The organism is Polaribacter ponticola (genome assembly GCF_026191475.2).
GTDB lineage: Bacteria > Bacteroidota > Bacteroidia > Flavobacteriales > Flavobacteriaceae > Polaribacter > Polaribacter ponticola.
Map to the genome: position 1 here is coordinate 2,440,303 of NZ_JAOSLC020000003.1, position 8,184 is coordinate 2,448,486.

Genomic DNA, 8,184 nt, shown 5'->3' on the forward strand with positions numbered 1-8,184 from the left:
GCTAAATTAGCTCCTCTTTTTTTATTTGAAATTAATCTTTATAACCAAAACGTTTTAATTGGTTTTTATTACTTCTCCAGTTTTTATTTACTTTAACGTAAAGTTCTATATAAACTTTCTTTTCGAAGAATTTTTCTAAATCTTTTCTAGCTTCTGCTCCAACTCTTTTAAGTGCAGAACCTTTGTGCCCAATAATTATTCCTTTTTGAGTATCTCTCTCCACCATAATTATAGATCGTATTTTTACAATACTTTCTTCTTCAATAAAGCTCTCAGTTTCTACTTCTACGGAATAAGGAATTTCTTTTTTATAATGTGTTAAGATTTTTTCTCTAATCTTTTCATTTACAAAGAATCTTTCTGGTTTATCTGTTAATTGATCTTTTGGATAAAAAGGAGGTCCTTCTGGTAATAATTCTTTTATCTTTTCAAAAACAGCAGTTATATTAAACTTTTCTAGAGCTGAAATTACAAATACATCTGCATTTGAGACTTTGTTTTTCCAATAGTTTACTTTTTCTTCAACTTCATCTTGAGAAGATTTATCTATTTTATTTAATAAAAGAATAACAGGAATCTCACTATGAATAATCTTATTAAAAAAAGCTTCGTTTTTTAATTCCTTTTCTCCAATTTCAACCATGTAAATTAAAATATCGGCATCATCTAAGGCAGATTTTACAAAATCCATCATAGAAGCTTGTAATTCGTATGCGGGTTGTATTATTCCTGGAGTATCAGATAAAACGATTTGATGATTTTCATCATTTACAATCCCTAATATTCTATGTCTTGTTGTTTGTGCTTTAGGTGTAATAATAGATAGCTTTTCGCCTACCAAAGCATTCATTAATGTTGATTTCCCTACATTTGGATTTCCAATAATATTTACAAAACCTGCTTTATGTGTCATGCTGCAAAGATAAATAGATTTTATCCTTGATTGGATTTTAAAAAGATTAAAAAATAATTAAAATAATGCTTGGTTTGTATTTAGATTGTATTGTATATTTGCAATCCAATAATTTCGGCGATATTATGAACCGCAAGTTAAGAGCTAAGATGAAATTATTGGTAATCACAACGCGGGATAGAGCAGTAGGTAGCTCGTCGGGCTCATAACCCGAAGGTCACTGGTTCGAGTCCAGTTCCCGCTACTAAAAATAGCACAAGCCCTTTTTTTATAAGGGCTTTGTTGATTTTAGACAAATTACCGTCTCAAATTTGTCTCACATTGATGTTTAACTTTTTGCAACTGGTTTAAAAACCTGATGTAAAAAAAATGTCCACTACTCAAAAAATCAGAAACGTATTAGTTCTTGTAGATTTTGTTCCAGCAGAATTAAGAGAAAACAAAACTTGGAAGATAGTTTACTACGTTAAATGCCCTATTGATAATAAGCTTAAGAGAAAGCAAAATAGAGTCAAGCCTTTAAAAAGTATTACAGAAAGAAGAAAGCTGGCCAGAAAAATGGTTTTAGAGCTTAATAAAAAATTAGAACGAGGTTGGAATCCATTATTAAACGATAATGAGATTAGAGGTTTTGTTAAATTTTCTGATGCTGCACGTTTATTTTTAGATAGAACTGTTAAGGAAGTAAAAAATCAAGATAAAAGAGCTGATACATTAAGAAGTTACAAGTCCTTTATAAAAAACATTTCAGATTATCTTGAGGAAATTAAAGAACAAGATATGTTCGTTATCAAATTTAAAGATGAATTGGTGCGAGATTTTTTAGATGTTGTTTATTACGATCGAGATAATTCTGCAAGAACTCGTAACAATTATTTAAACTTTATCAAAACGTTTAGTGATTGGTTAATTCGTCATAAATACATATCTCAAAACCCTACTACAAGAATTGAGCTAATCCCAGAAAAAACAAAAGAACGTGAGGTTATTCCAGACGGAACTTTAAAAGAAATTTTCAAATTTTTAAAAGAGAAAAAAGAAAATTATTATATGGTTTGTTTGATTTGCTACTATTGTTTGGTCAGAAGAACTGAAATAACTAAACTTAAGGTAAGCGATGTAATTTTAAAAAATGGAGTAATTTATGTGAACAAGAATGTGGCTAAAAATAAAAAAAGTATGCCGGTTACTATACCAGATGTTTTAATTCCTTTTTTGGTAAACCATTTAAAGAATGCAGAAATGGGCGATTATTTATTTTCTGACAATTATTTACCCGGACGAAATAAACTACCTCCTAAAAAAATATCTGACGAATGGGTAAAAGTAAGAACGGCCTTGAATTTACCTAAAAAATATCAGTGGTATAGCCTAAAAGATACAGGTATTACAAATTTATTAAAGGCAGGAGTTCCTCCAATAGCTGTAAGAGATCAAGCACGTCATCATAGTATTACGCAAACAGAAGCTTATACTCCAAAAGAAATTTTAAAAGCAAACGTTGATATCAAAACAGTAAAAATTTAACTTGCTGTAACTGTAATATCAATAGTATTTGTTAAACCAACAGAATTAACTACTGTTAATCTAATAACATAATCCCCTGCTAAATTTATATAACCACTATTTGTAAAACGAGTTATAGAATGAACTGTATTTTGAGATTGAAAAATACCAGAGGCATTTCCATCAGGACTACTTAATACTTCCCATCCAAAGGTTAAATCTAAACTTTGAGGATCGGTTGAATTGTTTGCATAAATATCTATATAAAATGAACTTGGAAAACCAAATTGACCTATAGAAATTGATGCATTGAATTGTGTAACAAGTGTTGTTACAGAAGAAAAAGAAGAAGTAAAAGCTACAGGAGGTAAATAAGTAGTGTTACCAGATCCATCATCTACTACTAAATTAAAGTCTGGATAACTTTTTAATTTAAAGAGGCGAAATTTAACGCTTTCAAATAATGAATTGAGATTTGTTCTTTGCAGATTATGTACTAAAAATGAATTGTTGTAAAACCAAATAATACTTTCTGAATTCAATTTAGAAGACACATAGATAGGTAATTTTAAAGTTTGATTATACTCTTCTGAATTTAAAAGCTGAAACATCCAACGTCTTAAAAACAAGTGAATAAAACCTAATCTAGAGTATAAATTTTCTCCATCATTTATTAAAGGTTTAGCATTTGCATTGCTCTCAAAAAACAAAATAGAATTACTTTCTTGATTACAAACTGCTGGTTGACCTTCAATAAATAGTGACTTTAATGGTTGTAAAGGCATTGTAAATTCAGTATAACCAATTGCTGAAGGTATGAACTCTCCTTTCTTATTCATATAAAGTGTTTCTCCATCATCAAAAGAAATCTTATACCCTAACGATTTATTTAACTTTCTTGGAATAGATTTTGTCATATATTTTGATAAATCTATTTGTTCAATTGAAGTTTGTGTTGAGTTAAAGAAGTTAAACTTAACTGTTTTTGTAGGTTCATCAAAAACAGATGTTAAAGACATACTTTCTTTTAAATCTGAAATGTATTCTCCAACACTTTTATCTGGTAGTAAATCTTTTAAATCAATAAAATCTTTATACAAAGGCCTTTCAGTTCCTGTTATTTCATAATCTCCTTCAAGAGAGTTTTTTGTATTTGATGAACAAATAACTCTTATCTCTAAATCTTTACCAACATCCGCTGCTGCAACATGTATTTCAGCATTTATACTTTTATCAAAAGTGCTATTATCATTATTTCTTGCTATAGCGGCATCTGCTAATTGATTGTCAAAATAAACCTGAATATAGAACTCTTCGTTTGCAACAGTAAAAGAACCTTTTACATTTAATTCTATAGAATAGGATCCTTTTGAGTATAAAGCAAAAATTCTTACATACTTATTATAGGTTACAGTAGATGGAGAATATCCAGAAATATTAGATTGACTTAACGTTACTGTTAAATTGTTGTTTAAGAAGTAATCTTTATTAGTGTAAAAAATAGAATTATTATGATATTGTAATGCTTTGCTAATAGATGCGTGCGTGTTAAAATCTCCTAAAACAGTATAATCTATTTGAGAAAATATAAATTTCACTATTTCCTTCACATAAATAAAAGGTCGTATTTCACTCATCTGTTTTACTTCAATTCCAAAAGATGTTTTTAATGATTTTTCAAAATCTCCATTGGTGTTTTTATTTAAAAACTTCAAATTTGAGCCCCAATCATTGTCTTTATAGATTTCTGGATGATATACTTCAGAAAAATTAATTAAAGTATCTGGATAATCTTTTGCAATAGTATCTTTTGCATATTGGTAAATATCATTGCCTATATTTAAAACAGGCCAAGGCAACATTTTTAGAGGGATATCAAATATTGTTAATTTATCTGGACTGTAGTAAAAAATTGATTTTATACTATTATCAATATTCAAAATCATTAGTTCAGCATCGTAATACCTATCATTTCTAAATAAAAAGCCTGTAACAACATTATTACCATCTACACTATTATGAGAGCTTACAAATTCAAAAAAAGGAATAAAGCCTCGTTCGTTTGGTATGTTAAAAGGAAATGATTGTTGTTTAATCAAATCTTTTTCAAAGAAAGAATTTTCATCAGAAAAAGTAATGTCTAAATTAGAAAGGTCTAATCTAAAATCCTCTGTAATAAATATTGTCATTTTCTGAATATTTAAATGTTAGTGTTTCTTTTTGAGTGTAATTATCAGTTTCAAAAGGCATAATTTTTTGAGATAGTTTTTTAGTTAACTTCTTAAGAGTTGGAAGCTCATATATATTAAATGACCTTAACAAATCTACTATCATATTGTACTTAAACTCGTCTCTAATATATCCAGTATCTATAATAACTTCTTCTTTTTCTTCTGTAACATTAGTGCTAGAAATAGATTTATTGTTAACTACAAAAATATTTTCTGAAGATTTAAACGAAATAGGATACTTTTTTTCTCCTGTAAATTCTATAGAAGTTAAAGTTCCGTAAGAATTTTGATAAAAAAATAAAGAATGATCTACTTCTGGAGGCAAAACGTAAAACTCACCAAAATTAAAAACTGAATTATCAGAAAAAACTAATGATAAAGTAAAAGAATCAATGTTGGTTCCTATTACTTTATCTACAGGAATAAACAATGTATGTAGCTTTTTTGATGATGTATAACTAGGTAGATTAATTTCAGATATTACACCGTTGATTTCTAATCGAACTTTAACAGGAAATAATGTAGCATAAAAAGAAAAAGATAGTAGATTTTTTAAAGTAGTAGATGTGGATTGTTTTATTGGTAAAAAGTATTTACCTGCATCAACTACATTGCTGAAATTCACAAAATTTACATCTCCTAAAACCATAGAAAAGTTTATAGTTTTAGTATCTAGTTCAGTGTTGTTTTCCATTTCTTTTAAAACACAAGTAATAGCAGCGATATCAAAAGAAGTAAAATTAAAATCGGTAACATCAATTTCAGATACTTCTAATTTTTGAGTTATAATCGAATGTATATAGTTTTCAAAATATAATTCTGCTTCATTGTTAAAAAAAGGAATTTCAAAATTATGATTCCAATTAAATGCATCAAAAACAACAGATAGTTCTACTTTTAAAAAGTTAGCATTATTTACAGTAGCAACTAAAATTTTATTGTTTTCTAAAGTACCGTATAATTTATTCTCTTCGTAATTTCCTAAATAGTTCATTTTTTAACTTCTGGTATTATTAAAAATATCTTCGTGTTCCTGGTCAATTTCTTTTTGCCTTAAAAAATCCTCGTAATCCTTTACTACATAACCTTTAAATCCTGCATCAAGCTTTGAGTCTAACTTCAATAAAAGGCTCATTAACATTTGGTTCGTTTCATTGTTAGCTGAAGTTTCATTACTATCTTCATCATCAAAAATTGGAGCAGGTGTAGAAGAAGTTGTAGATAAGCCTCCATCAAAAAAGCCAGGGCCTTTTAAACGTTCACGTTCTAAATATTGAATTGTTGGTGCATAACGTGGGCTTTCGGTCATCCATTTTGGAGAAACCCATTCGTTTATATGATAAGGACCATTAGGAGTATCCATTGCAACTCCATCTTGATAATCATAACGAATTGCTTTATCTCCTGTAAACCCTCCTTGATATTCGTTATTATATGAGTTTTTTAAGTGAACATTATTTTCGTTAGAAGAGTGGGTTTCTGTCTTTTGGTTTTTAAGTTCTTTCTTATTATAAGAATTCGATGTGCGTGAATTTGAACTATAATAGTTTTTCTGATAATTAGTACTGCTATTTCTGTTATATCCTCCTTGATAATAACCAGTATCTACTTTAGCTGTTTTAGTATTTTTAATCTGATTTACTCTTGCTAAACCAGCAGATGTTGCTGCAATAGCTGCTGCAATACCTAAAGGAACACCAATAATAGGTATTTTTGAAAGTGATGTAAACGCAGATTGAGCACCTTCGTAAGTACTCATTACTGCTTCAGATATCTTCATCGCTTTCCAACCAGCTGAACCTTTATTAAAAGCTTCTGCTGCTTGACCTAAACCCTGCTTTATATTTCCAACTTTTTGTTGTTCTGTAAGTTCAGACCATTCTACTTCTTCTTTTTTAGCTTTCTTTTTACCTTTATCAAAAGCAGTATCTACTCTTTTTTGTTTAAGATTGTATTTTTTGCGAATTACTTCTTTTAATTTTTCTGCACCTTCTACAGCTTCTACTTTTGCAAGCTCTTTATCTCTTTCAATTTTTAATTCTTCTGTAGCAATCCATTTTGCTTTATCTAATAAAATTAAAACACGTTCTTGTTCAGTTGAAGCTGCTGCTGCATCTCGTTCAAACTTTTGAGATTCTTCTTCTATTCTGTTTTCTTCTTCAATAGTTTTTACACGCTCTTTAAATTCTGCATCACGTAATAATTTTAATTCTTTACGTTCTAAATCTTGTGCAGCTTCTAACTCTTTTATTTTGTTGTGATGCTGAACTAATTCCTCTTCAGATAATAAAGATTCTTCGGCTTTAGACAACACAAATTTTTCTTTTAGTTTAGCATACTTATTATCTATACCTTGTAATTCACGCTCAACACCTTGTTTTTGTTTTAGCTCACGTTCTTCTTGTATTTTTTTAAGAAGTACATCTAATTCTTCTTCTGATTTTTGAATTAACTCTTTCTTTTTTGCTGATAGTTTTTTTGGTTTTCAAGTTCTTTATTATCTACAATTGGTTTTACTGTTTTTTTATCTTCTGCTTCTTGGATTTCTCCTGCACCAGAAACAGAATCGAAATGCTCTTTTAGAATTGCACCTCTTGCTTTTTGTTGAATTTCATCAATTTTATCGCCAATTTTTCCATATTCATCTAAAGCACCAGTAGCAGAATTTTTAATAGAACTACCAAATTTTGTAAACGATTCTCCAACACCTTTAAAGTTTAAATCTTTTAAATTTGTCCAAGCATCGCCTAAATATTTAAATGCACCAATAATTTCTAAAGCCGTTTTAACCAATATTTTTTTAGTTTCAGTAAAACGCATTGGTAAATTTTGGAAAGCCAATTTTAAATCAGAGAAACCAAGCTTTACTTGTAAAAACCAATTTTGAAAATAATGTACAATTGCTCCAACTGATTTATAAAAAAAGGTTTTTGTTTTTGTCCAAACAATAGAAACATCATTAGAGAATTTTGCGTAATTGTCAGATTTTAAAGCATCATCTTGTGCCTGTTTTAATTCTAAATGAGCATCAGATAAACGCTTCATTTCTGTTTGCACTGGTGTTAACGCAGCAGCTTGTTCATTTAAAGCTTGATTGTAAACTTCTAATACTTTTTGAGATCCTGCAATGTCTTCTCCAGCCGATTTAAAAACATCTGCTGTTAATTGGGCATATTGTTGTACGTTTAATTTTGCTGTTTGAGTTTCTTTGGCAATTAATTTAATAGCATCTTTTGTAGTGATAGAGCCATCAGAAATATTTTTAAATAGTTTTTTAGTAAATTTTTCTCCAAAAGCATTTTCTAAAGCTTCTTTTGTAGAATTAGTTTGCTCAGTTAAAGCTGTATCTACTTCGTGAATGGAATCTATAAATTTATCTTTATACAATCCGTTTTCATAAGCTTTATTAATTAAGTCTATATTTTCTTTAGCAGTAAAACCAGCCTTTGCTAAAATTGGCGAAAACTCAATAACAGAATCTGTAAACTCTTTGTTGGCACTTGCACCTCTTACATAACTATCTTCTATTAAATC

At 28.9% G+C, this 8,184-nt stretch carries 6 protein-coding genes and 1 tRNA gene; 2 read left to right on the top strand and 5 right to left on the bottom strand.

Going from position 1 to position 8,184, the window contains the following annotated elements; genetic code table 11:
• Positions 1-31: 31 nt before the first annotated feature.
• A complete protein-coding gene (gene era / locus N5A56_RS16310) occupies positions 32-913 on the bottom strand; it encodes a GTPase Era (RefSeq protein WP_265726392.1) in 882 nt (293 codons plus the stop codon).
• A 171-nt stretch (positions 914-1,084) separates the two neighbouring features.
• Here era and N5A56_RS16315 point away from each other — a divergent pair.
• Positions 1,085-1,157, top strand: a tRNA-Met gene (locus tag N5A56_RS16315).
• Between the two features lie 125 nt (positions 1,158-1,282).
• Entirely contained in the window at positions 1,283-2,440 is a 1,158-nt protein-coding gene (locus N5A56_RS16320; protein ID WP_265726391.1) for a tyrosine-type recombinase/integrase, read from the top strand.
• Here N5A56_RS16320 and N5A56_RS16325 read toward each other — a convergent pair.
• The 4 genes from N5A56_RS16325 to N5A56_RS16340 all read right to left on the bottom strand — a co-directional run.
• A complete protein-coding gene (locus N5A56_RS16325; RefSeq protein ID WP_265726949.1) occupies positions 2,437-4,608 on the bottom strand; it encodes a hypothetical protein in 2,172 nt (723 codons plus the stop codon). The genes N5A56_RS16320 and N5A56_RS16325 overlap by 4 nt on opposite strands.
• Positions 4,580-5,644: a hypothetical protein gene (locus N5A56_RS16330; RefSeq protein ID WP_265726950.1), complete on the bottom strand. Its 1,065-nt coding sequence runs from the start codon at positions 5,642-5,644 to the stop codon at positions 4,580-4,582. Before N5A56_RS16330 ends, N5A56_RS16325 begins: the two co-directional genes overlap by 29 nt.
• A 3-nt stretch (positions 5,645-5,647) precedes the next feature.
• Positions 5,648-6,961, bottom strand: a complete 1,314-nt coding sequence (locus N5A56_RS16335) for a hypothetical protein (RefSeq protein ID WP_265726951.1) — start codon at positions 6,959-6,961, stop codon at positions 5,648-5,650.
• Positions 6,962-7,098: 137 nt separating this feature from the next.
• The coding region (locus N5A56_RS16340; RefSeq protein ID WP_274270563.1) for a hypothetical protein at positions 7,099-8,184 on the bottom strand (1,086 nt) is incomplete at its 5' end.

Bases quoted from the DNA above. Each gene is read 5' to 3' on its own strand.
- era (WP_265726392.1), bottom strand. From the start codon at position 913: ATGACACATAAAGCAGGTTTTGTAAATATTATTGGAAATCCAAATGTA.
- N5A56_RS16320 (WP_265726391.1), top strand. From the start codon at position 1,283: ATGTCCACTACTCAAAAAATCAGAAACGTATTAGTTCTTGTAGATTTT.
- N5A56_RS16325 (WP_265726949.1), bottom strand. From the start codon at position 4,608: ATGACAATATTTATTACAGAGGATTTTAGATTAGACCTTTCTAATTTA.
- N5A56_RS16330 (WP_265726950.1), bottom strand. From the start codon at position 5,644: ATGAACTATTTAGGAAATTACGAAGAGAATAAATTATACGGTACTTTA.